General features: G+C 46.8%; 18 protein-coding genes. 7 read left to right on the top strand and 11 right to left on the bottom strand.

All coding sequences use genetic code 11. The features are described from left to right. The first annotated feature begins 1,436 nt into the window (after positions 1–1,436). Entirely contained in the window at positions 1,437–3,896 is a 2,460-nt protein-coding gene (locus G509_RS0117085) for a ligase-associated DNA damage response DEXH box helicase (protein ID WP_026992652.1), read from the top strand. Positions 3,897–4,260: 364 nt separating this feature from the next. Then, on the top strand, positions 4,261–4,908 hold the full coding sequence (pdeM, locus tag G509_RS0117080) for a ligase-associated DNA damage response endonuclease PdeM (protein WP_026992651.1): 648 nt from the start codon (positions 4,261–4,263) through the stop codon (positions 4,906–4,908). A 1-nt stretch (position 4,909) separates the two neighbouring features. Here pdeM and G509_RS0117075 read toward each other — a convergent pair whose 3' ends face one another. Both G509_RS0117075 and G509_RS0117070 read right to left on the bottom strand, forming a co-directional pair. After that, entirely contained in the window at positions 4,910–5,533 is a 624-nt protein-coding gene (locus tag G509_RS0117075; protein WP_026992650.1) for an ATPase, read from the bottom strand. Continuing rightward, complete coding sequence (locus G509_RS0117070; RefSeq protein ID WP_026992649.1) at positions 5,533–5,784, bottom strand: hypothetical protein; 252 nt, start codon at positions 5,782–5,784, stop codon at positions 5,533–5,535. The genes G509_RS0117075 and G509_RS0117070 overlap by 1 nt, the downstream gene beginning before the upstream one ends. Positions 5,785–6,061: 277 nt before the next feature. Here G509_RS0117070 and G509_RS0117065 point away from each other — a divergent pair, with 277 nt between their 5' ends. The 3 genes from G509_RS0117065 to G509_RS0117055 all read left to right on the top strand — a co-directional run bounded on the left by G509_RS0117065 (position 6,062) and on the right by G509_RS0117055 (position 8,708). After that, complete coding sequence (locus tag G509_RS0117065) at positions 6,062–7,141, top strand: fatty acid desaturase family protein (protein ID WP_026992648.1); 1,080 nt, start codon at positions 6,062–6,064, stop codon at positions 7,139–7,141. 81 nt (positions 7,142–7,222) lie between these two features. Continuing rightward, positions 7,223–8,113 (top strand): oxidoreductase, encoded by an 891-nt coding sequence (locus G509_RS0117060; protein WP_026992647.1) that lies wholly within the window; start codon positions 7,223–7,225, stop codon positions 8,111–8,113. 97 nt (positions 8,114–8,210) lie between these two features. Next, positions 8,211–8,708: a DinB family protein gene (locus G509_RS0117055; protein ID WP_026992646.1), complete on the top strand. Its 498-nt coding sequence runs from the start codon at positions 8,211–8,213 to the stop codon at positions 8,706–8,708. A 47-nt stretch (positions 8,709–8,755) separates the two neighbouring features. Here G509_RS0117055 and G509_RS22390 read toward each other — a convergent pair whose 3' ends face one another. The 3 genes from G509_RS22390 to G509_RS0117040 all read right to left on the bottom strand — a co-directional run bounded on the left by G509_RS22390 (position 8,756) and on the right by G509_RS0117040 (position 13,904). Next, entirely contained in the window at positions 8,756–9,883 is a 1,128-nt protein-coding gene (locus tag G509_RS22390) for an L-dopachrome tautomerase-related protein (protein ID WP_051200350.1), read from the bottom strand. A 223-nt stretch (positions 9,884–10,106) separates the two neighbouring features. Continuing rightward, the gene (locus tag G509_RS0117045) at positions 10,107–10,916 is read right to left on the bottom strand and encodes an HAEPLYID family protein (RefSeq protein ID WP_026992645.1); all 810 of its coding nucleotides are present in this window, start codon (positions 10,914–10,916) and stop codon (positions 10,107–10,109) included. A gap of 93 nt (positions 10,917–11,009) precedes the next feature. Further along, a complete protein-coding gene (locus tag G509_RS0117040) occupies positions 11,010–13,904 on the bottom strand; it encodes a triple tyrosine motif-containing protein (RefSeq protein ID WP_026992644.1) in 2,895 nt (964 codons plus the stop codon). A 288-nt stretch (positions 13,905–14,192) separates the two neighbouring features. Between G509_RS0117040 and G509_RS0117035 the strand changes: the two genes are divergently transcribed. Both G509_RS0117035 and G509_RS22385 read left to right on the top strand, forming a co-directional pair. Further along, a complete protein-coding gene (locus G509_RS0117035) occupies positions 14,193–15,608 on the top strand; it encodes a glycoside hydrolase family 30 protein (protein WP_026992643.1) in 1,416 nt (471 codons plus the stop codon). A gap of 3 nt (positions 15,609–15,611) precedes the next feature. Next, positions 15,612–17,918: a glycoside hydrolase family 3 N-terminal domain-containing protein gene (locus G509_RS22385; RefSeq protein WP_035739291.1), complete on the top strand. Its 2,307-nt coding sequence runs from the start codon at positions 15,612–15,614 to the stop codon at positions 17,916–17,918. Between the two features lie 86 nt (positions 17,919–18,004). Here G509_RS22385 and G509_RS0117025 read toward each other — a convergent pair whose 3' ends face one another. From G509_RS0117025 to G509_RS0117000, 6 genes are all read right to left on the bottom strand, one after another. Next, positions 18,005–19,225, bottom strand: coding sequence for an MFS transporter (locus G509_RS0117025; RefSeq protein WP_026992642.1), 1,221 nt, complete (start codon positions 19,223–19,225; stop codon positions 18,005–18,007). An 18-nt stretch (positions 19,226–19,243) separates the two neighbouring features. Then, on the bottom strand, positions 19,244–20,239 hold the full coding sequence (locus G509_RS0117020; RefSeq protein WP_026992641.1) for an alpha/beta fold hydrolase: 996 nt from the start codon (positions 20,237–20,239) through the stop codon (positions 19,244–19,246). Between the two features lie 41 nt (positions 20,240–20,280). After that, entirely contained in the window at positions 20,281–20,778 is a 498-nt protein-coding gene (locus G509_RS0117015; RefSeq protein ID WP_026992640.1) for a cupin domain-containing protein, read from the bottom strand. A 131-nt stretch (positions 20,779–20,909) separates the two neighbouring features. Then, positions 20,910–21,884: a 2-hydroxyacid dehydrogenase gene (locus G509_RS0117010; protein WP_026992639.1), complete on the bottom strand. Its 975-nt coding sequence runs from the start codon at positions 21,882–21,884 to the stop codon at positions 20,910–20,912. 173 nt (positions 21,885–22,057) lie between these two features. Further along, positions 22,058–23,008 (bottom strand): aldo/keto reductase, encoded by a 951-nt coding sequence (locus G509_RS0117005; protein WP_026992638.1) that lies wholly within the window; start codon positions 23,006–23,008, stop codon positions 22,058–22,060. Positions 23,009–23,023: 15 nt separating this feature from the next. Further along, complete coding sequence (locus G509_RS0117000; RefSeq protein ID WP_026992637.1) at positions 23,024–24,064, bottom strand: Gfo/Idh/MocA family oxidoreductase; 1,041 nt, start codon at positions 24,062–24,064, stop codon at positions 23,024–23,026. Positions 24,065–24,211: the final 147 nt, after the last annotated feature.

Raw genomic sequence — 24,211 nt, 5'->3', positions numbered from 1 at the left:
AAGTCAGAAAGTCGAAAGTCATAATGTCGAACGTGCCGTGTAGCTCGCTCCCCTCTCCTTTGCTTCGCCAGTTCGCTGCGCTCGTGTGGAGAGGGGTTGGGGAGAGGACTAACAGCAATCGTGTTACGCGTGAGATCGCCTCGCTCCGTTGCACTACGCTCGCGATGACGGTGTATGCCATAAGTCTGAAAGTACTGTGATTAACGTACCGTGCAGCTGCTCCCCTCTCCTTCGGAGAGGGGTTGGGGGAGAGGACAACTACGCGTGAGATCGCCAAGCTCCGTTGCACTACGCTCGCGATGACGGTGCGTTTCATAAGTCTGCAAGTACTGTGATTAACGCCCGTGCAGCTCGCTCCCCTCTCATTCGGAGAGGGGTTGAGGGAGAGGACTAACAGCAATCGTGCTACGCGTGAGGTCGCCGCGCTCCGTTGCACTCCGCTCGCGATGACGGTGTATGCCATAAGTCTGTAAGTACTATGATTAACGCCCGTGCAGCTCGCTCCCCTCTCCTTGGGAGAGGGGTTGGGGGAGAGGACTAACAGCAATCGTGTTACGCGTGAGATCGCCGCGCTCCGTTGCACTACGCTCGCGATGACGGTGTATGCCATAAGTCTGAAAGTACTGTGATTAACGTACCGTGCAGCTGCTCCCCTCTCCTTTGCTTCGCCAGTTCGCTGCGCTCGTGTGGAGAGGGGCTGGGGGTGAGGTCTAACAGCAATTTATGTACGATTATATTGTTTGCGTACCAATATTTACGATACCGTGTAGCTCGCTCCCCTCTCATTCGGAGAGGGGCTGGGGGGTGAGGTCTAACAGCAATTTGTGTACGATTATATTGTTTGCGTACCAATATTTACGGATACCGTGTAGCTCGCACCCTCTTCGGAGAGGGGTTGGGGAGAGGACTAACAGCAATCGTGCTACGCGTGAGATCGCTGCGCTCCGTTGCACTACGCTCGCGATGACGGTGTATGCCATAAGTCTGTAAGTACTATGATTAACGCCCGTGTAGCTCGCTCCCCTCTCCTTTACTTCGCCAGTTCGCTGCGCTCGTGTGGAGAGGGGTTGGGGGAGAGGACTGTAGCAATCGTGCTAAGCGTGAAATCGCCGCGTTCCGTTGCACTACGCTCGCGATGACGGTGCGTTTCATAAGTCTGCAAGTACTGTGATTAACGCCCGTGCAGCTGCTCCCCTCTCCTTTGCTTCGCCAGTTCGTTGCGCTCGTGTGGAGAGGGGTTGGGGGAGAGGACTGTAGCAATCGTGTTACGCGTGAGATCGCCGCGCTCCGTTGCACTACGCTCGCGATGAAGGTGCGTTTCATAAGTCTGCAAGTGCCATGATTAACGCCAGTGTAGCTCGCTCCCCTCTCCTTCGGAGAGGGGTTGGGGGAGAGGGCAACTTTAAACCATAAACCATAAACCATAAACTTTTTTAATGAACAGGGAACAACTTTTTGATATCGCAACAGGCTGGTTTGAGAGTAGGGGGTGGAAACCCTTTCCGTTCCAGACCCAGACCTGGACAGCCTTTTTACAGGGAAAAAACGGTTTGCTAAATGCCCCAACGGGCAGCGGCAAAACCTATGCCCTGTGGCTGCCCGTGGTGCTGGATTATATCAAGAAAAACCCCGACTATAAAACCAAGCACAAGCCAGGCCTAAAAGCCATCTGGATCACTCCGCTAAGAGCCCTTTCGGTCGAAATTAAACAGGCTGCCGAGCGCGTGGCCGACGATCTGCAAACCGGGCTAACGGTAGGCATCCGTACCGGCGATACATCAGCATCAGAAAGGTCAAAGCAAAAAACCAAAATACCCGACCTGCTTATTACCACCCCCGAGAGCATGCAGCTTATGCTGGCCTCTAAAGACTACGCCAACATATTTAAAACCTGCGGCGCCATAATTATAGACGAATGGCACGAGCTGTTGGGTACCAAGCGCGGCGTGCAGACCGAACTGGCACTAAGCCGGCTTAAAACCGTTGCGCCCAAAATGCGCATTTGGGGCATTAGTGCAACTATTGGCAACCTACAACAGGCTATGGAAGTGTTGTTAGGCCCCAACTCGCAGGCACTGGATAATTCGGTTATGATACGGGCGCACATCAATAAAAAAATAAATGTAGTCTCGGTAATTCCAGATAAAATGGACACTTACCCGTGGCGCGGACACATGGGGCTGCACCTTATAGACGAGGCTGCAAAAATTATAAAGGGCAGCCGCACCACGCTGTTATTTTGCAATACACGGGCCCAGTGCGAACTCTGGTTTCAGGCCTTGTTAGACAAGTATCCCGAGTTTGCGGGCGACCTTGCCATGCACCACGGCAGCATTAGCCGCGATAACAGGCAATGGGTAGAGCAGGCCATTAGAGACGAGCAGTTGCGAGCCGTGGTGTGCACATCGAGTTTAGATCTTGGGGTCGACTTTGCCCCTGTAGAAAACGTAGTGCAAATTGGCGGGCCTAAAGGGGTGGCGCGTTTTTTACAAAGGGCAGGGCGTAGCGGCCACCGCCCCGGCGAAGAAAGCAACATTTACTTTCTGGCCACCCACGCCATAGAACTTATAGAAGCATCGGCATTGCGCCGCGCGGTGCAGGAAACTGTGGTAGAAGACCGCGTGCCCTACCTAAACAGTTGGGATGTTTTGGTGCAGTACCTGGTTACACTTGCAGTATCAGACGGGTTTTACCCCGATGCTATTTTTAACGAGGTAAAGGGTACCTTCTGCTTTCAGGGTATGGTTCAGGACGATTTTCAGTTCTGCCTCAACTTTATAACACGGGGCAGCCAGAGCCTGCAGGCGTATGACGAGTATAAAAAAGTAGAAATAGAGGCCGACGGTAAATATAAAGTCAACAGTAAGGCAATAGCCCTGCGCCATCGCATGCAGATGGGTACCATTGTGGGCGACTCGGTTATGAATGTAAAATTTCTTGGTGGCGGCTACCTGGGCAGTATAGAAGAGTGGTTTATCTCTAAGCTTACCCCCGGCGATACCTTTATTTTTGCCGGCCGAAAGCTGGAGCTTATAAGGGTGCGCAATATGGAGGTTATGGTGCGCATGGCAAGCCCAGGTGCAAAGGCCATGCACGCCAGCTGGATGGGCGGGCGTATGACGCTTTCGGCACAAATGAGCGAACTGCTGCGCGAGGAACTATATGCCGCCAATACCGATACTATGACGCGCGAACTCCGCTCGCTAACCCCCCTGTTTACCCGTCAGCGTAAAGAAAGCATAGTGCCCGATGCCTCCCAGTTTCTTATCGAAACCTTTAAAACCCGCGAGGGGTACCACGCTATATTTTATCCGTTCGAGGGGCGTTTTGTGCACGAGGCACTGGCCAGTGTAATGGCCTACCGTATAAGCCTGCTTACACCCATTACGTTCTCGCTGGCGTATAACGATTATGGTTTCGAGCTGCTGTCCGATCAGGAAATAGATATGCAGCAGGTGCTGGATAACGATTTGTTTACCCCCCAGCACCTGCACGCCGATTTGCAACACAGCCTTAATGCTACCGAGATGGCCCGTCGCAAGTTTAGGGATATTGCCGTTATAGCAGGGCTGGTGTTTACCGGCTACCCCGGCAAGGTGGTTAAAACCAAGCACCTGCAAAGCAGCTCGCAGTTAATTTTTGAGGTGTTTAGAGATTACGAGCCCAATAATCTGTTGTTTCAGCAGGCGTACCGCGAAACGTTTGAACACCAGTTAGAAGAAGGCCGTTTGCTGCTTGCCCTGGAGCGCATCCACCGCCAGGAAATTGTATGGAAAGCCACCACCAAGCCAACGCCCTTCAGCTTCCCGATTATAACCGACCGCCTTCGCGAAAAATTATCCAGCGAAAGCTTAGCGGACAGGATTAAGAGAATGACGGCGGCGTATATGAAGTAGAGGAGACGGGTAGATAAGAGACAGGACTTTTGGATAGGATGATAGACGAAAGATAATAGATGATAGACAGAGCAGTTTGTCATTCAGAGCGCAGCGTAGCGGAGTCGAAGAATCTCTTTAACATTTCTATCGGCGAAATGAAAAACAAACGCGTAAAGCCATGTTATATTTATGCTAAGCGTAAGCTCCGGAGGAGCGTCATTTTTATAGAATATAATATGTTAGCACTGTTTTGAGCTCCGGAGGAGCGGCATATAAATTATGCCAATCTCCCTTCCATCAAACACTTTAATAAGTGTTAGCCTTTGCTTATCTTTGCACCTTCTTAAAGTGTGTTAGCGAAAGAAAAATGAGAAGGATTTAAATGACATTAAACATACAAATTAACGACCGCGACTTTATACTGCATTGCAGCGGCGCACTATACTGGGTAGAAAAACAAATGCTGCTTATATCAGATGCGCATTTGGGCAAGGTATCGCACTTTCGTAAGCACGGTGCCGCCATACCCGATGGCGTTATGCACAAAAACTTCGATAAGCTGGACAGCGTGGTACACCACTTTAACCCCGCGCTTATCTGCTTTTTGGGCGACCTTTTTCACAGTACTTTAAACAACGAGTGGCACCTTTTTCAGGATTGGGTGGCGCGCACGCCCGTGCCTATGGTGCTTGTGGCGGGTAATCATGATATTATATCGCCCAAAAAATATAAAGACATCAATATTACCATTGTAAGCGAGTGGGTGCACGATGGCTTTTTGCTTACCCACCACCCCGAAGAGCGCGATGGCCTGTTTACGCTATCGGGCCACATACACCCCGCCGTATTGCTTGGTGGCATGGGTCGCCAGTTTTTAAAGCTGCCTTGTTTTTTCCGCTCACCCAACCAAATGATACTCCCTGCCTTTGGCGAATTTACAGGCACCTACGTTATGGAACCCCGCGAAGGCGACATTATTTATGTAATTACAAAAGATGATGTGGTACAGGTTGCAAGGAAAGAGCAGTAAGCTATTGCGCTATTAGATTAGGTAAATATGTTTTAAACCACTCAGGAAGTTCGTTATCCGGTACACTAAAAACAGGGCTATGGTCAATACTCTGATATAAAATTCGGTGATCAATATCAGTAGTTTCAATAATTGTTAACTCGTCTACTATATAATAATAGGTATTAAGTTTTTGTAAATTGCCATAAAAGTTAGCTTCAATAGTATGCCTGTCTACATAATGCCCTCCATCTGTTACACGCTCTGCTACACGCGCTTCAGATACATCCGGATTTTCCAATCCAAGAAAAACCAAATGAATTGTATATCCGGCATCTTTAAATTTTACAGGTGTTTGCCAGGTTTCATCATTAATAAAATGGCCTTCATATAAATAGCTGTCATTATTTAATAAAGCATTTTCTGTTTGCTCTTCAAATAAATCTACAACATACTTTAGGGCTTCCTGTTTGGCATATTTTGGAGATTTGACCTGACTGGGAAAAAGCTCTTTTAGTTTCCTGGTGTAAAGAAGGTCGCCATCAAAAACGGAAAGCTTTGCTGTTAATTTTTCAGGAAGGTAGTCAGGCCCAATACTCGACTTACCTGCGCCGTTTGAACCTGTAATAATATATAAATCGGGCATTATATCAGTTTATAAGCCATTCTTATTTCGCTTGCTTCCTGTGCAGATAATTTTCTAATTTCCGAAAAAGACCGTCCTCCGGGAGCTACAGTTACAATCTTTATAGTACTATCGGGAAATTCGAGGTAGCTTTGATTTTGTGGCAATGAGCGTGAATTAATCATAAAAGGCTGACCGGCAGAAAGTTTTTTTAAACGTAGCTTTCTAACAGCAGTAGCACCAATTTGTTTTATTTCTTCTATAGAATTCATAATTTGCCCAATGTATTATAACAAATATACAAAATTATAATTACACTAAAAAGTTACACTCTTGCTTCTTGTGTAATGGATGATGTGTTACAGGTTGCGAGTAAGTAACCCCTGATATACTAATTGGCACCCTATTTGCGTTATCATTATATAATACTCCGACAGAAAGGCATTTTCAGAAAAAATTACGGGCATTCCGCTACTATAGAAAATCCTTCTCACTACTAATTTTATCTTACAAATGGAAGTGAATTAAACGTTGCAGCTATCCATTTATATGATTACCAAGTTAAAATTCAACAACGCGTCGGGTACGCAATTTCTTGCCACCACCAGAAAAAGGGTAGACCAGTATTTTAAAGAAGCCGACACATCGCGCAACGCCAATGCAGGCATGTGGGCAAAAACCCTGTTTTTCCTTGCCGGATTTTTTGGGCTCTACGGCCTTATCATCTCCAATGCTTTTAGTGTGTGGGTAATGCTGCCCATGGCTATATTGTTAGGTGTTTTTAGCGCCTTTGTAGGCTTTAATGTTTGCCACGATGCCATTCATGGGTCGTTTTCGGCAAACAAAACCGTAAACAAGATCCTGAGCAGCATTTTTAACCTGTTGGGGGCAAGCCCGTATGTTTGGAGCATTACTCACAATGTGGTGCACCACACCTACACCAACATTGCCGGCCACGACGAAGATATAGACGTAGCACCCGGCCTTATACGCCTTTCGGCCGAAGAGCCCGTAAACCGCATACAGCGCTACCAGCACTGGTATGCATTTCCGCTTTATGGGTTGGCATCCATTTCGTGGGCGTTTAGAAAAGATTATAAAAAGTTCTTTCAGCCCAAAGTAGGGCAAACCGAAACCAAACACCCTAAAAAAGAATATTTTAACCTGTTTTTTTACAAAGGCATTTATTATTTTTTGTTTATCGTGCTTCCGTTACTGGTGCTTAGTGTAACCTGGTGGCAGTTTATAATAGGCTTTTTAGCACTACAAATAGCACAGGGCTTTACTATGGGGCTGGTGTTTCAGTTAGCCCATGTTGTAGAGGGTACTGATTTCCCCATCCCGGACACCAATAACACTATGGAAGAAGCCTGGGCCGAGCACCAAATGCGTACCACCGCAAATTTTGCAACCGCATGCCCGTTTGCCGCCTTTTTTCTGGGCGGGCTCAACAGGCAGATAGAGCACCACTTATTTCCTAAAATATGCCATATACATTATGGTAACATAAGTAAGATAGTAAAGCAGACCGCATTAGAATTTAATATACCCTATATAGAAAACCCAACATTTCTTACAGCACTACGCTCGCATTACCGCATATTAAAAAAGTTTAGTTTACAGGCGTAAATTTATTGCTTCAAAATAAAGCAATAAAAATTGTTACAGTTAAAATTTATTCCGCAACTTTGGGTTATCAAACTAAAAACTATGTGGAATAAAGAAAACATTGCCGCCCAAAACGGCAAAACCATACTGGTAACCGGCGCTAATACCGGCATTGGCTACGAAACTGCCCTGGCCCTTTATCAGGCAGGTGCACACGTTATACTGGCGTGCCGCACTACCGAGAAAGCCCTCGAAACACAACTAAAATTAGAAACCCAGGGCGGAAACGGATCACTTGAGATTGGCGTTATCGACCTGTCCGACCTCGAATCGGTTACGCAGTTTGCAAAAGGTTTTACTGCTAAGCATCAAAAACTGGATGTACTTATAAACAATGCAGGGGTAATGGTTCCGCCGGCATCGTATACCAAACAGGGCTACGAGTTGCAGTTTGGTGTAAACTACCTTGGGCATTTTGCCTTAACGGGCTATTTATACCCGCTGCTAAAAAATACACCTAAGTCGCGCGTGGTTATGCTAAGCAGCCTGGCAGCACAGGGGGTAGCCGATTTTGATAACCTTAAAATGGAAAAATCGTATGATGCCAACCGCGAATACGGCATTAGTAAAATGGCATGCCTGCAATTTGCTATGGAAATGCAAAAAAGGGTTACCGCTGCCGCAGATGATATTCTTGTAGTTTCTGCCCACCCTGGCGGTACGTTTACCAGTTTGTCGCGCCACTTAAGCGAAGATGTCTTTAACGGAATGATAGAACAATACGGCGGCTTTATGCCCGCATGGCAGGGTGCTTTGCCTACATTATATGCTGCTTTAGCTGATGAGGTTACTCCCGCAGGCTATTATGGGCCCGATGGTGGTTTAAGGGGTTATCCGGCTGTAGCCGAAATTCCGCAGGAGGCGCAGGATGCCGGGCTTTCTAAAGCGTTATGGCAAAAAGCAGAAGAGCTAACCGGGGTGCGCTTTTTATAATTTTAAAATAAATTTTACTTTTATAAAATACTGCTGACATACCTTTGTCACTACACGCTTGTAATTTTGGGGTATAAACCAAGTAAATCATTATAGCATGACAACAGCAAATGTAACCACCGAGAACTTTATTACGCCCGAAACCCTTTTAAAGCACTGGCAGGGCCACCGTGGGCTTACCCGCCGCGTTATTGAGGCGTTTCCTGAAAAAGACCTGTTTGAATATTCTATAGGCGGTATGCGCACTTTTGCCCAGATAGCTATGGAAATTGTAGACCTTACCGGTCCCGGTGCCAAGGGCCTTGCCACGGGCGACTGGGGTAGTGGCAACCTGCCGCACTTATCGGGTGTTGGTATGCCGGTAACCAAGGCATCGCTTTTAGAAATATGGGACGATACTACAGAGCAGTTAAATAACTACCTGCCCCAAATTACCGATTACCAAAAAGAGATAAAAGCGTTTGGCATGTATCCGGGCACTGTTTTAAGCTCTCTTTTATATTTTATTGATAACGAAATACACCACCGTGGGCAGGGCTACGTGTACCTGCGCGGCCTGGGCATTGAGCCACCTGCCTTTTGGGACAGGGCATAACACAAAAGCCACCTTTGCGGGTGGCTTTGTTGTTTCTGTAAAGCAGGTTATTCTACTTTTATGCGGCCTACTAAATACGGCGGTTCGCGCAGGTCTTTATTATCGTTAAAGCCGGGCAGGCGGTTCCACTGGCCCAGGGTAACGTACAGGTAGCCGTTGCTGTAAAACAGTCCGTCGGGCCAGCCAAGTCGGTCATCATTAACAAGGGTTTTAAACGAGCCATCGGGTTTGCGCTGTACCAGTGCCAGCTGCTCGAACGACCCGAAGTAAATATTGCCCGCTGCATCTTCGGCAAGGCCATCGCAGGCAGGGCGTTCGCCCTCAAAGGTTATGGCTTTCTGCAAAGCATCGTTAGATGTATTAAAATCACTCAGCACATCTGCCGGAAGGCTGTACAATTTTCGGCCGGTAATGGCTGTCCAGTACACCTTTTTACCATCAGGGTTCAGGGCAATGCCATCGGCACCACCTACGGGAAAACGCTGTTTTTTAGGGTCGTACACCAAAGGCTTGCGCTCTAAAAAACCTACAAAGCCGGGTTCGGGCGCAACCGACGGGTGGTTAAGCAGCACCTCGCGCGAGGTGCCTTTGGCAATATCTACCACCACCAGCGAGTAACGCTCTCCAAAACCCGAATTGGCAATATACACCATGCCCTTTTGGCCGTGGGTTAAGTCTACCCGTAGGTCGTTTAAATGCGAATCGTTACTCATGGCGTCTTTGCCTATGGGTATGGAGTAAACTATCTTTTTAGTATCAACATTTATGGCTACCACTTTAGCGGCACCATCCGGAATTTCTTTAATGCCGCTACGTTTGCCATCGTCTAATATCCAGAGCAGGCCGTTGGCATCTATAGTCATGCCATGCGGCGAAATTAGCCAGTCTTTAAACGGTTTTTGAGACGGATATACGTAATCGTTATTAGGAAAAGGTACTAACTTACCGTCTACAAGTTCGGCCAGGGCAAATTGCTTGTGGTTATCGGCATGCCGCGGAAACCCTAAAAATACCCGCCCGGTTTTAGTAACCGCAATACCCGATGGGTCGGGGTTGGGCGGATTGATGCTGGCTATAATTTCCAGTCTGCTATCGGTATGTTGTACAAAACTTTGCTGTGCAGTAAGGCAGGTGGTACATAATAAAGTGGCAAATACAGTTTTTAAATGGAGCATAATTGAATAATTTAGGCGTGTACTACAAATTTAAAACCTGGGCGCGGAGTAGTAAAGGCTTTTAACTTATTATGAAGCAATGACAATAAATGCACTTCAAAATCCATCAAATAACCAAATCCCCTTATTAACGAATAACCATATCAACATCCGAGAGCTTTGCCAAAACTTATGAAGTAAATCCATCAAATAACCAAATCCCCTTATTAACGAATAACTATTATTAAGGCACCCATATCATGCGCGTCATAGCGCTAATGCCGTGGCTGTCGCCCGATGCCGGTATACCCGCAAGCACACCCACACTAACATCTTTAGAAAAGGCCACTTTAAACTGCGGGCGCAGCACGAACGATGGCTTACCGTTAGAGAATACCATATTGGTTTCCAGGCCTACAAAATTACCGTTGGTAAAAACATAGTGCAGGTTGGCGTTAACCTCCATAGTGGTATCCCAGCTGTTATCTTTAAAAGACTGTTCTATGGCTGGGCCGGTGTACAGCAGGGTGTGTATGTGTGGCGTAAGCCTTGTGGCAGCAACAAATATAGGGTTGTATTTAGTGCCCTCAAACAAGGGCGCGTTATGGTCGATGTCTGACAGGGTGCTGAATTCCATTTCCTGAATATAGCCCACTGCCATAGAGGTCTGGTACTTGGCCGAAACTAAAAAGGTATATTGCGTTGCCAGTTTAATACCCTCTATACGGTTGCCGGGCAGGGCATAATCCTGTTTGTTGGGGTTGTGGGCATACATTTCAAAAGGTACCTCTATTTCCAGTCCCAAACGGTCGGCAACGGCAAACTCGTATTCTGCAAAGCCGGAATAGCTTGTGTAGTCTTTCTCATCGTTAACGCCAAAGCCCACGTTAAGTTCGCGCTCGCCTTTACGGGCACCCAGATCGCGGATGAGGTCTACATATAAAGGTTCGGCATGGTGCAGTTTAAGGGGTTGTACAGGGGTAACATCGGTTTGCTGGGCGTAGCCGGTAACGGTTAAAAATAGCAGGGCAATTGTGGTAAATACATTCTTCATAATTCTATCATTTGCTGTCAAAACTAAAAGCGCAAATAGGAAAGAATTAGGAAAAGCCCGGCGTTACCCAAACTTTAGCAGGTTATTAACATTCTACAAAACGTTGGCGTCTTTGGCAACACCCTCTAAAAAAGCTGTAAAATTATCTTCGCTGGCCACGTTAAGTTTTTTACGAATGCGGTAGCGGGCATTCTCAATACCGCGCAGCGAAATACCCAATAGTGGCGATATTTCTTTGTTGCTCAGGTTCATTTTTACAAAGGCACACAAACGAAGTTCGCGCTGGGTAAGGGTAGGGTTAAGGGCCTTAAGCTTCTGGAAAAAGTTGTGGTGCACCTTTTCGAAATTCACATCAAAAACCTCCATATACTCCTCGCCAATTTTATGCTGGTTGAGTTTCTGGAAAATTTGCAGCAGTTTTTTACGCGACTCCTCGTTCTTAACATAGTCCTTAAGTTCTTTCAGGTCGGATGTCAGCTCACTAAAAATATCCTTTTTCTGGACCAGCAACAGCGTGTAGTTGGCCAGTTCTTTGCTTTTATTAATAACGTCTTCTTCCAGTACAATCTTGTCGCGCCTAATGGCCTCTTTGTCGCGTTGCAGCTTTAATTGCTCTACCTCCAGCTCCAGTAGTTTCTTGCTTTGTTCGGCTTCGCGGCGGCTTTTATTGCGCTCATGCCGAATGCGTTTTTTAACCAGCGCCCGTATGCCCAGCACAATTAAAATACTAACCACGGCATATAAAATATACGCCAGCGTGGTTTGATACCACTTGGGTACTATGGTAAAAGTATATTGGGTTTCGGCGCCCAAAAGCCCGGCGGTATTGCGGCTTTTTACCTTAAAGGTATACGTGCCGGGGCGCAGGTGGGTATACTCTTTATACGGAATGTTTTGCCATGCGCTCCATACCTGGTCTACGTTTTCCAGCAGGTAGCTGTACTGTATCTGGGTGCCGTGTGTCATTTTAGGGGCGGCAAAATCAAAGCGGAGTATATCGGTCTGGTTGGGCAGTACCTCGGGGTTATCCGGCATCCCGCTAAGGGGCAGCAGCACCTGTTTTTGGTTTTTAGAATACGATACCTGCGTTATAAGCGTGGCAATGCCGGGGTTGGCATACTGGTTGTCTACGGTGTATAAAAACAGGCCGTTAGTAGTGCCAAACAGCATTTTGCCATTGGCAAGGGGCACAAGGCACTCCATACCGCGGTTAAAACTGCCCTTAAGGTTTAAAAACAGGTCTTTATGCAGTTCGGGCGATGCATCGGTAGTAGTAAAGTAACCGGCCTCGTCGTCCTGAACAAACCAGGTCCGTGCGCCAAATTGTGCCAGCTTACGCGTATTTTTTGTTGGGTCTAAGATGGCGTTAAGCCGTGTGTGCGGAACAAACTTATTTTGCTGTTGGTTAAAGGTGTAAATACCTGTGTTGGTAGTAAACACCGTTTGGTTTTGCCAGCGCGTAACATTTACATTAAACGAGTTTTTTAACCCGTTCTTGTTGGTAAAATGGTCTACCGAATTTACACGGCTGTACGATGGGTCAATTCGGATGCGGAACACCCCCTGGTAGCCGTGGCATATCCAGTAAGTGCCGGGTTCTTCGGCAGGCATTATATCGCGCGCCGACTCGTTAAAGCCGGTTATTTTAGGATGCAGGATCCAGTCCGCCCCCTTTTTTTCTAACAGATGCAGCCCATTGTATTGCGATGCCAGGTAAAAGCCGGGCTTTTGGGCAATGGGGGTAACTTTCCAAAAATCAGAGGCAGTACCTATTTTAACGGCGTTGCCGCCTGTTATCTTAAAAAGCCCATTGTCATGGGATGCTATAATATCGCCCTCCAGCAGTTGTACCGACCATGTTTGGCCCTGCATGCCGGCCACTTTTTTAAACTCCGATGGCGATGTTGGGGTAGCCTCATTAAACGGCGCATAATACACGCCCTGCGTAGTGGCAAGGTACAGCAGGCCGTTGGCCACCAGCGCATCATACACCGATGCCTTATTAAAAAGCGACGTGTAAGGCGACTTAAAGTCGATGTATGCCAACCCGTTATTTTGCAGCACCCAGATGTTGTTATCGGCAGCGCGGTACAGGCCGTGTATGGCACTCTCCTGCATGGCACTAAACATGGCTGCATTGTGCATAACCTCGCCCTGGCGGTTTACCAGAACGATCTTTGAGCCAACAGTGCCAATAAACAAGGTGCCGTTGCTGTATTTTATAGCACCCGAAACCTCGTCGCGCTCGCCGTGCTCAAAAATATTGGTTACCTGCTGCATACTGCCCGTTGCAATAGTACCCTGGTATACCGACCCCTGTACGGTTACCGCTATAATGGTGCCGGGGCTGTCGCCGGGCAGTAACGCCGATATGTCTTCGTTATTAAAGTCGGCCTGCTTAAAAGCAAGGGTTAGCTGCCTGCCTGCCGGGTCCAGGTGCAGTAGCCCGTTGCCCTGTTCTGCCACAAAATAATCACGCCCCACCAATGCCGAATACGTAAACGCACTGCCAGTGGGTATATGGGTGGCGGTTTTGCCACTGGTAATTATAATTTCGTTAAAGGCGCGATACAGCAACTTATCGTCAAGGCTTTTAATGTCCCAGATGTTCTCAATATTCTTTCCGCCAAGCTGTAATTCATCTATAATAGAAGTGTAGGCATAGCGGCCGCTGTTATCTTTTTTTACAATGCCAGCCTCGTTGTAGCCACCGGCATAAATTACATTGTTTTTTCCGGCCGCAATACTACGTACGGAGGAGTTATTGGGCAACACTATTTTTTGCCAGTGTTCGCCATCAAAAATTACTACGCCGTCGTTATTTCCAAAAAAAAGGGTACCGTTACTATCCTGCGTGGCTACCCAAAACTGGCTGTCGGCATTAAAGTCGGCCTTAGTATACTGGCGTATTTTTACATTATTGCTCTGTGCCTGGGCAATAAGGCATGTGGAGAGGGCCAGTATAAGGGCTAAAATGTTTTTAATCATGTAACAGCATGTTTTGCTAAACGCGAAAACGATGTAAAATTAGCAGATTTAAGGTATAATTATGTACTATTAATGTAAAAAAGTGTATAAAAATATTTAAGATATTGTTTTGCTGTACAATAGGTTATAAAAAAAAAGTAATAGTGTGAGTAGGGTGTTTGAGTATTGGCGTAAACAAAGTGTACACTAAATTTTTAGTTGTTGTTTTTATAGTGCTACTTTGGCATTGCTAAAAACCCCATTGATGGGGTTAGCCGCACACCTTGTTATATAATAATTCACCTATTAATGTTTACAAACAGCCTTAAAAAATGCACCGGCCTTGCTTTGTCGCTCTCGTTAGCGGCACTGTTGGCAGCGTGCAGCAGTACATCTGTTAAAAAAACCGGCAGCGCCCTTTGGGTTACCATGCCAGACAAATCTATACTGCTACAAGAGCAGCCCTTTTCCAACAATCCATCCACAACTAATGTTAAATTAAACATTAACACCGCCACTACTTACCAGACAATGGACGGTTTTGGCTTTACGCTAACCGGGGGCAGCGCGTTGCACATTAGCAACATGAGTGCCCCTGCACGCGCAAAATTATTGCAGGAATTGTTTGGTACCGGCCAAAACGATATTGGTACCAGCTACCTCCGCGTAAGCGTTGGCGCGTCTGACCTTGATGAAAAAGTATTTTCGTACAACGACCTTCCGGAAGGCCAGGCCGACCTGAACCTCGAAAAGTTCGACCTTGGTTACGATAAGCTGTACCTTATACCGGTACTTAAGCAAATACTGGCCATTAACCCTAAGATTAAGATACTGGCATCGCCATGGTCGCCACCCGTATGGATGAAAACCAATGGCGACAGCCGTGGTGGCAGCCTTAAGCCCCAATATTACGGTTTATACGCCAACTACCTGGTTAAGTACATTGAGCAGATGCAAAAAAACGGCATTACCATAGATGCGCTTACCGTACAAAACGAGCCGCTGCACCCGGGCAACACGCCAAGCCTTTTAATGGTGGCCGATGACCAGAAGGTTTTTGTGCGCGATCATTTAGGGCCTGTGTTCAGGCAGAATGGCATCAAAACCAAAATTATTATTTACGACCATAATGCCGATAAGCCGGAATATCCTATCTCTATTTTAAACGATGCCGATGCGGCTAAGTATATCGATGGGTCGGCGTTTCACCTGTACGGCGGCACGGTAGATGCCATTAGCAAAGTGCACCAGGCACATCCAAATAAAAACCTATATTTTACAGAGCAGTGGGTAGGCGCCCCGGGCAACTTTAAAAAAGAACTGGACTGGCATATAGAAAACCTTATTATTGGCGCGCCCCGCAACTGGTGTAAAACCGTACTGGAGTGGAACCTTGCCGCCAACGAAAAACTGGAGCCGCATACCGACAGGGGTGGCTGCGACCGTTGCCTTGGCGCCGTTACCATTACGGGCGATGAGGTTACCCGAGAGCCGGCCTATTATATTATTGCACACGCCTCTAAGTTTGTAAGGCCGGGGTCTGTACGGGTAGAGAGCAATCTGCCGGAAGGCCTGCCTAATGTGGCGTACACAACACCAGCCGGCAATGTGGTAGCCATCATCCAAAATACTTCTAACCAAGAAAAAACGGTAGACGTAGCCGCAGGCAGCAAAACAACAACCATTACACTAAAAGCGGGTGCCGTAGCCACCCTTGTACTATAAAAAATGAAGAAAGGTTTTAAAAATTTAGCACTTACAACGCTGCTTCTTGCAGCAGCCCTGGGCCATGCCCAGCAAAAGCAACAGGACATAGACAAAAAAGTTGATGCCCTTATTGCAAAAATGACCCTTGAAGAAAAAGTAGGCCAGATGGCACAGATAACGCTCGATGTGCTTTGCAAGGGCGATAACCGTTTTAGCAGTACGCAGCCCCTTACGCTGGATGATGCCGAAATGAAAAAGGTTTTCGGCAAGTACCATATTGGGTCGGTGCTAAACATAGCCGGCGGCCAGGCGGTAACACCGCAAAAATGGTACGAGCTTATTAGCGGCGTGCAAAAAGCATCGTTGGCAACAGATAAAAATAAAATACCGGTGCTGTATGGCGTAGACGAAATTCACGGTGCAACGTATACCGATGGTGCTACCATGTTTCCGCAGGAAATAGCGCAGGCAGCAGCGCGCAACCCTAAGCTTACCGAGCTGGGTGCAAGCATTACGGCTTACGAAACCCGTGCCAGTAACATTCCGTGGACGTTCTCTCCGGTATTAGATCTGGGTATGGACCCGCGTTTCCCACGACAGTGGGAGAGCTTTGGCGAAGACCCTTACCTGTGCTCTGTACTTGGCGTTGCCATGGTGCACGGCTTTGAAGGCAACAACATTGGCGATGCGCAAAAGGTGGCAAGCTGCATTAAGCACTTTTTAGGCTATCATGCGGCAACATCGGGCAAAGACAGGACACCCGCTTATATTAGCGAAGATGCCCTGCGCGAATACCACCTGCCGTCGTTTAAGGCGGCCATAGAGGCGGGTGCGCAAACAATAATGATTAATTCTGGCGTAATCAATGGGGTTCCGGTGCATGCCAACTATGATATCCTTACCAAACTTTTAAAAGATGAACTTGGCTTTAAAGGCCTTGTAGTAACCGATTGGGCAGATATAGAAAACCTGCACAAGCGCGACAGGATGGCGGCATCTGATAAAGAGGCTATTGTCCTGGCTATAAATGCCGGTATAGACATGAGCATGATACCTTACCAGTACGAGGTTTTTTGTGATAATTTAATAGCGCTGGTTAAAGAGGGTAAAGTAAAACAGGAAAGGATAGACGATGCCGTTCGCAGGATTCTTAAAGTTAAGTATGCACTGAACCTTTTTGATAAGCCCAATACCAACCCTAAAGACTACCCTAAATTTGGCAGCAAAGAGCACCAGAAGGCATCATACGATATGGCTGCCGAGGCTATTACCCTGCTTAAGAACGAGGGCAATGTACTGCCGCTTAAAAAGAACATAAAAGTGCTTATTACTGGCCCTAATGCTAACAGCATGCGCACCCTTAACGGTGGGTGGACGTACACCTGGCAGGGCGATAAAACCGATCAGTATGCGGCTAAATACAATACTATTGTAGAGGCGGTAGAAAACGAGATTGGTAAGGCCAATGTTACTTACATTCCCGGGGTGAGCTATAAAGCTGGCGGGCATTATTATGATGAGCTTGCCGATAAGATGGACGAAGCCGTTGCTGCTGCTAAAAACGCCGATGTAATTTTACTTTGCCTTGGCGAGAACAGCTATACCGAAAAACCGGGCGACATGAACGACCTGTACATGAGCGACCTGCAAACCGAACTGGCTCAAAAAATTGCGACTACCGGTAAAACGGTTATATTAATTTTGAATGAAGGCCGCCCAAGGCTGATTAGCAAGTTTGAAAGCAACATTAAAGGTATTGTGCAAAGTTATCTGCCGGGTAATTTTGGTGGCGATGCTATTGCCGATGTACTGTTTGGCGATGTTAATCCAAGCGGGAAACTGCCGTACACCTACCCAAGGTATCCTAACGCTACAATAAGCTACATTCATAAACCAAGTGAGGAGCAAAAAAAGGCCGAGGGTGTGTATAACTACGAAGCCGATTACAATCCGCAATACGCGTTTGGGCATGGGTTAAGCTATACAACTTTTAGTTATAAAGACTTAAAGGTTAATAAGGCGTCTGTTAAAAAAGGCGAGAATGTGCAGATTACTATAGTGGTTACCAACACGGGTAAAGTGGCCGGTAAAGAGGTGGTGCATTTATTTACATCCGATCTTTATGCTACCAGCGTTACCCCCGATGTTAAACGCCTGCGCCGTTTTGAAAAGATAGACCTTAAACCGGGCGAAAGCAAAATCGTTACATTTGAGCTTAACCCTAAAGACCTTACCTATGTGGGCCGCGATGGCAAAGACATACTTGAGGCAGGCGACTTTGAAATCTCGATAGAGAAACTAAAAGCCACCTTTACATTATCTGAATAATTTTTGTTAATTCATAAATTAGAGTTTAGGTTAGTACTCCAGCCCCGAAGTTGTTACTCGGGGCTTTTTTTGTGCTGTGTGCAAACCTATTCTATAGCCTTAACCTTGTTTACAAGCAGTGCTATACCTACTCCAAAGATGCCTATAAGCGCGAACGACATTTTAAGCCCCACCGCATGGGCAACATACCCAATAACGGGCGGGCCTATTAAAAAGCCAAGAAAGCTAACGCTTGATACCGCCGTAAGCGCCTTGCTTGGCTCTATGCCCGGGGTACGGCCGGCAAGGCTGTACACGCCCGGTACTACGGTGCTTACTCCCAAACCAACCAGCATAAAGCCAATTGCTGCAGGAATTACATACGGCAAAAACACGGCAAGGTACATACCGCCCGATATCAGCACGCCGCTAACCTGCAACACTCTCTTACGGCCAAAGCGCGCCGTTACTTTATCGCCTATAAAACGGCCCGAAGCCATCATGATCATAAACGAGGTATAGCCCAGTATAACTAACGATTCCGGTGCTTTAACCACATCTTTAAAGTACACGCCACTCCAGTCGAACATTATGCCCTCGCTTACCATGCTGCAAAAGCCAATAACACCCAGCCATGCCAGTGCAGGGTTAAGTTTGGGTATCAGGCTGCGTTTTCTGTCGGCTTCAGCGGCCTGTGGTTTGGCGGGTTTGGTTTTTACCAATTGTCGGTAATTAAAAGCAATAACTACATAAAGCAGTACAGCCACAACAGCAAAGTGAATGCGGGGTGGCAGGCCAATATTCATCATCAGCAGGCCTATAAGCGCACCGGTAAAACCGGCAAGGCTCCATGCCCCGTGAAACGACGACATAATGGGTTTACGAAAAATGCCCTCGGTAAGCAGCCCCTGTGTATTTACTGATATATTGGTAAAATTACTAAACACCCCAAAAAAGAACAGCGACAGCATAAGGTGCCAGATCTCGGTACCCAATCCTAACGTAACCATAGCTGCTATGTACATTATAATACCTGCAACCACCGTTTTGCTGCTGCCGTACCTTACTACAATACGTGCCGAAAAAGGCATCATAAGCAGCTGCCCGCAGGGTATGGCAAAAAGCACCGTACCCAGGTCGGCTTCAGTAAGATGTAAGGTCGACTTAATATCGGGTATGCGGCTTGCCCAGGTGGCAAACGTAAGCCCCATAGAAAAATAAAAAAGCGATACGGCCAGGCGCATGCGGTTTAGGTAGCTTTGCTTGGCCTCTTTGTATAGTTTTAGAGGCTTGCGTACCTTTCGTGACAGGTTTATTTCGGTATCCATGGTGCAAAGATAATATACTTACTTTTTAAGGAACTCTTTAAGCGGGGCAATAAATTTATCGTAGGCCTCTATGTGCGGCAGGTGGCCCACATTATCTATTTCTACTAAAGTAGCATTTTTTATTTTCTTGGCGGTTTCCTTACCCAAGGCAGGATAGTTACCCAGCTTGTCCTGCACTTCTCTAGGGGCTTTGCCTTTGCCTAAAGCGGTACGGTCGCGTTGCCCGATAATCAAAAGGGTGGGCATTTGCAGGTTCTGGAACTCATAAACCACAGGCTGCGTAAAAATCATATCATACGTAAGCGCGGCATTTTTTGCAATTACAGGATAGTCCTTGTTCAGTGTCCAGCCGGCATTAATGTTAAGCCAGCGGTCGTATTCGGGCTTCCATTTGTTATCGTAATAAAATTTAAGCTGGTAGTCTTTCATCTTGGCGTAATCCTGCTTAAGTTCCGACTGGTACCAGTCGTCTACGCTTTGGTAAGGCACCACGGTTTTCCAGTCCTCAAGCCCAATAGGGTTAGAGAGTATTAGTTTTTCTACCACATCGGGGTACATCAGCGCAAAGCGGGTAGCCACCATGCCACCCATAGAGTGGCCCAACAGGCTTATTTTGGTAACCTTAAGTTCGTCTAAAATGGCTTTGGTATTTTGCGCCAACAGCTGAAACGTGTACTGGATATTGGTAGGCTTAGACGATTTGCCGAAACCAATCTGGTCGGGCATAATAACGCGGTAACCCTCTTTAGAAAGGTCTTTTGCGGTTTGTTCCCAATAGGCAGCATTAAAATTTTTGCCGTGCAGCAGCACAACAGTTTTACCGTTGGGTTTGGCAGGCTGCACATCCATATAGGCCATTTTTAAATCCTGCCCCTGTATTTTAAGGTTAATTTCCTTTACAGGGAAGGGGTAGGTAACGTTTTCCAGCATTAGCCCTGAAACCACCGGCTTTTTATCCTGTGCCAATGTTAACAGGCAGGTAAACAATGCTATAAGCAGCGATAATTTTTTCATATTTTAAAGTTAATAATATTTGGCCTGTGTTTATAACAGGCTTATTTCCAATATTCGGCAATGCCACCCTCTTTACCCAATACCGGGTCGGTTTCAGGACGGGGCACTGCGGCAATACGTTCGTCGGCGCGGGGGCGTTCGCCTTCCTTGCCTGTAAGCACATCGTAATCTTTGCCATCAGGGTAGGCACCAATAACGCCAAAATCGGCCGAAGCCGCTATCTTTTTATGTCCCACACCGGCGGGAATTACAAGTACATCTCCGGCTTCAACATCAATCTTTTCGCCCTGCTCGCCTCCTAAATGCAGTTGCGCCTGGCCGCTATACACACCCAAAACCTCGTGCGTTATGCTGTGGTAATGATGGTACGGAAACACACCATTACGCCAACTGTTAGTCCAGTTGTGGCTGGCAAAGGTTTCTTCCATAACATCGGCCAGGCTATCGCTAACGGGGAATGCGAATTTGTATACCAGCAGCGGCAGGCTGTTGTTGGGAATTACGCCGTTGTCTTTAAAATGATAGTGTTGTATTTCCATGATGTTACAGTTTTAATGGTTTTAGTCATCGTGAGGTACGAAGCGATCCCATAATTATTGTTGTGCATCCCTCGCGATGAAAACTTCAGTTTAAACACAAATCCGTGAAAATCCGCGTTATCCGCGTTCCATTATCCGTACACCTCCGGGTTAACACACTTCGGCAGCTTTTCGCCCTTTAAGCCTGCTATGAGGTTTACGGCAGCCAGTGCGGCCATGGCATCGCGGGTTTCCTTAGTGGCCGACCCAATATGCGGTAGTACCGATACATTGGGCATATCCAAGAGTGCGTTGTTTTTATCCATAGGCTCGGGGTTGGTAACATCCAGCCCTGCGCCCCAAATAGTGCCGTTTTCAAGGGCTCGGGTTAGGTCTTCTTCGTTATGGATGCCACCGCGCGCCGTGTTGATAAAAATTGCATTACGCTTCATCTTGCCAAAGGCACCGGTATTAAAAATACCCTTAAGCTCGTTGGTTAAATTAGCGTGAACGGAGAGCACATCGCTTTGCGCCAGAAGTTCGTCAAACGAAACCTTTTTGGCGCCGAGCTCTTTTTCGGCCTGTTCATTGTTGCCGCGGTTGTGATAAATAACATCCATACCATAAGCATTTTTACAGTACTTAGCCATTTCGAAACCTATATTACCAAGGCCAAGTATGCCCAGTGTTTTGCCGTGAAGGTCCTGACCTAAACCGGCGGTGGGGTCAAAAAAATCCCATTCGCCTTTAGCAATCCTTTTATGATGGTAAAACGTTTTGCGGGCTGTAGCTATCATAAGTAAGAAAGCTGTTTCGGCTGTGGCCTTACTCAGCACATCGGGCGTATGCCCAATTGGAATTTTATATTTTGTAGCAGCTGCAACATCTACATTATCATAACCTACCGAAAACAGCGATATTACTTTTAAGTGGCTGCACGCCTCTAAAAAGGCAGTATCTACCTTTCTGCGGCCCGACAGCAAAATGCCATCGGTCTCTTTGCTGTGCGCAATAAGTTCGGCTTCGGTAAGCTCCCTGTTTTCCTGCCACTGGGTTACGGTGTGGCCCTCGGCTTCTAAAAGATCGATACCTGCACGGGGCATTTTGCGTGTTGTAAATACTCTCATTTTTTTTATTTTTATGGAACACTCGCTTCCATATGACTATTAGGTAGATAATTTGTTGAACCACCCCGGCTTTTAGCCACCCCTCCAAAAGAGGGGAATACCACAATTGCTATTTCAAAGTAGGCGAGAGTGGCAACTTTGAACTCCAAACCCTAAACTCTAAACCGCGCAGCTTACCACGCACTCTCCTGCGTTAGCAACTCGATTTCGTGGGCGGTAATGGCTAAGTCCGGGGCTTTTATAATGCTGTCTAATTGTTTAATGCTGGTGGCACTAACAATAGGCGCTGTAACCGACGGACGGTGAATTAACCATGCCAGTGCCGCAGTTGCAGGGGTGGTGTTAAGCGTTTTAGAAACCTCGTCTAACGCCGCCAGGATCTTAAAGCCGCGGGCGTCCAGGTATTTTTCTACGCCACCGCCACGGGCGCTCTGGCTAAGGTCGTCTTTAGAGCGGTATTTACCGGTTAAAAATCCGCTGGCAAGCGAATAGTAGTTTAGCACACCCAGGTTATTGCCAAGGCAAAGTGGTTCCAGGCCGTTCTCAAACTTTTCCCTTTCATACAAATTATATTCCGGCTGAAAGGTCTGGTAAAGCGGCAGGCTGTTTTCTGCAGCAATTTCTAACGATGCCTTAAGCCTTTCCGGCGATAGGTTAGATGCCCCAATGTGGCGCACTTTACCTTCTTTAATTAATTGCTGGTAGGCTTCCAATGTTTCTTCAATGGGTGTACTCTCATCATCAAAATGGGTTTGGTACAAGTCGATATAATCCGTCTTTAATCGCTTAAGCGAATCTTCAGCCGCCTGCAAAATGTATTTTTTGGCAAGGCCTTTTTTGCCGTTACCCAGGTCGCTGCCCACTTTGGTAGCAATAACAACCTTATCGCGGTTGTTATTCTTTTTAAGCCAGTTGCCAATAATAGCTTCGCTTTCGCCGCCTTCATTACCCGGTTTCCAACGCGAGTATACATCGGCAGTATCAATAAAATTAAAGCCTGCGCCGGTAAATGCATCCAGTATCTCAAAAGATTGTTTCTCGTCTATCGTCCATCCAAAAACATTACCGCCAAACGTTATGGGGTATACATGCAAATCGGTGGTTCCTAATTGTCTTTTTTCCATAATAATAAAAATGTATTATAAAGTAATTACGCGTTTTTGCCGGCTGCTCGCGATTGCAGCATCTATAATGGTCATGGTTCTGTACCCGTCTTCGGCAGTAACCGGCTCAACGGTATCATCGGTTATCGACCTGTAAATGCCGTCGAATAAATTGTAGTAATTGCCCTTAAGGGTAGGTATGGTTTTTCTAACCACCTCGCCGTTAATTTCGGTATTCAGTATCCCTTGCATGCCCGGTTCTTCGGTACCCCAATCGTCTATGTTGGGTTTGGCACCGGTTTTAAGGGTATCTTCCTGCACGTCGCCGCGCAGTTTAAAAAAGCTGCCTTTGCGGCCCTGTAAAATATAGGCAGGCAGCATTTCGCGGTTAAAAAAGCCCGCATGCAGGCGCACCCGCTTATCGGCGTAGTACAGCAGGATATCAAAATTATCATCTACCTGCGAGTTTTCGCGCAGCGTACGGATATCGGCCGAAACCGCCTCCGGGTAGCCAAACAGGTACAGCGCCTGGTCTATAATGTGCGGGCCAAGGTCTTTTAAAACACCGGCCCCTGCATTAGTACCCTCTTTCCAGGCTTTAGGGCTAAGGTTGGGGTTATAACGGTCGAACCTTATTTCGGCCTCTACAATATCGCCTAATAACTCCTGGTCCAGCACGCTCTTAACGGTTTTAAGGTCGCTGTCCCAACGGCGGTTTTGGTATACGGTAAGCTTAAGGTTTTTAGATTTTGCCAGTTCGTTAAGCTCCTGTGCTTCGGCAGCGGTGGTGGTAAATGCCTTTTCTACAAGGGCATGCTTACCGGCTTCGAGCACTTTTTTGGCGTATTCAAAATGGGTATCAACAGGGGTGTTAACCACTACAAGGTCTACATCATCGGCTAAAAGCTCTTCTAAACTTGCATAGCTTTTTACCTGCGGATAATCCTGCTGGATAAGGTGTTTGCTGCGTTCCCACGCGCCCAAAAGCTCAAAGCCCGGGTGTAGGGTTAAAAATGGGGCATGAAATACTTTACCCGACATGCCGTAAGAAAGCAGCGCTGTTTTAATTTGTTGCATTATATAAAAAATTTAGCCTTGCCCTTACCCAAAATTATCGGGATTCTCCAGAGGAAAGAGCAGGGAATATGTATTAAAAATTTAATGGTATTTATAAAGATCCTTCGACTGCGTTGCACTTCGCTCAGGATGACATGCTGTTACCTG

This window comes from Flavobacterium subsaxonicum WB 4.1-42 = DSM 21790 (assembly GCF_000422725.1).
Classification (GTDB): domain Bacteria; phylum Bacteroidota; class Bacteroidia; order Flavobacteriales; family Flavobacteriaceae; genus Flavobacterium; species Flavobacterium subsaxonicum.
This window is presented reverse-complemented; position numbering and strand designations above follow the sequence as displayed.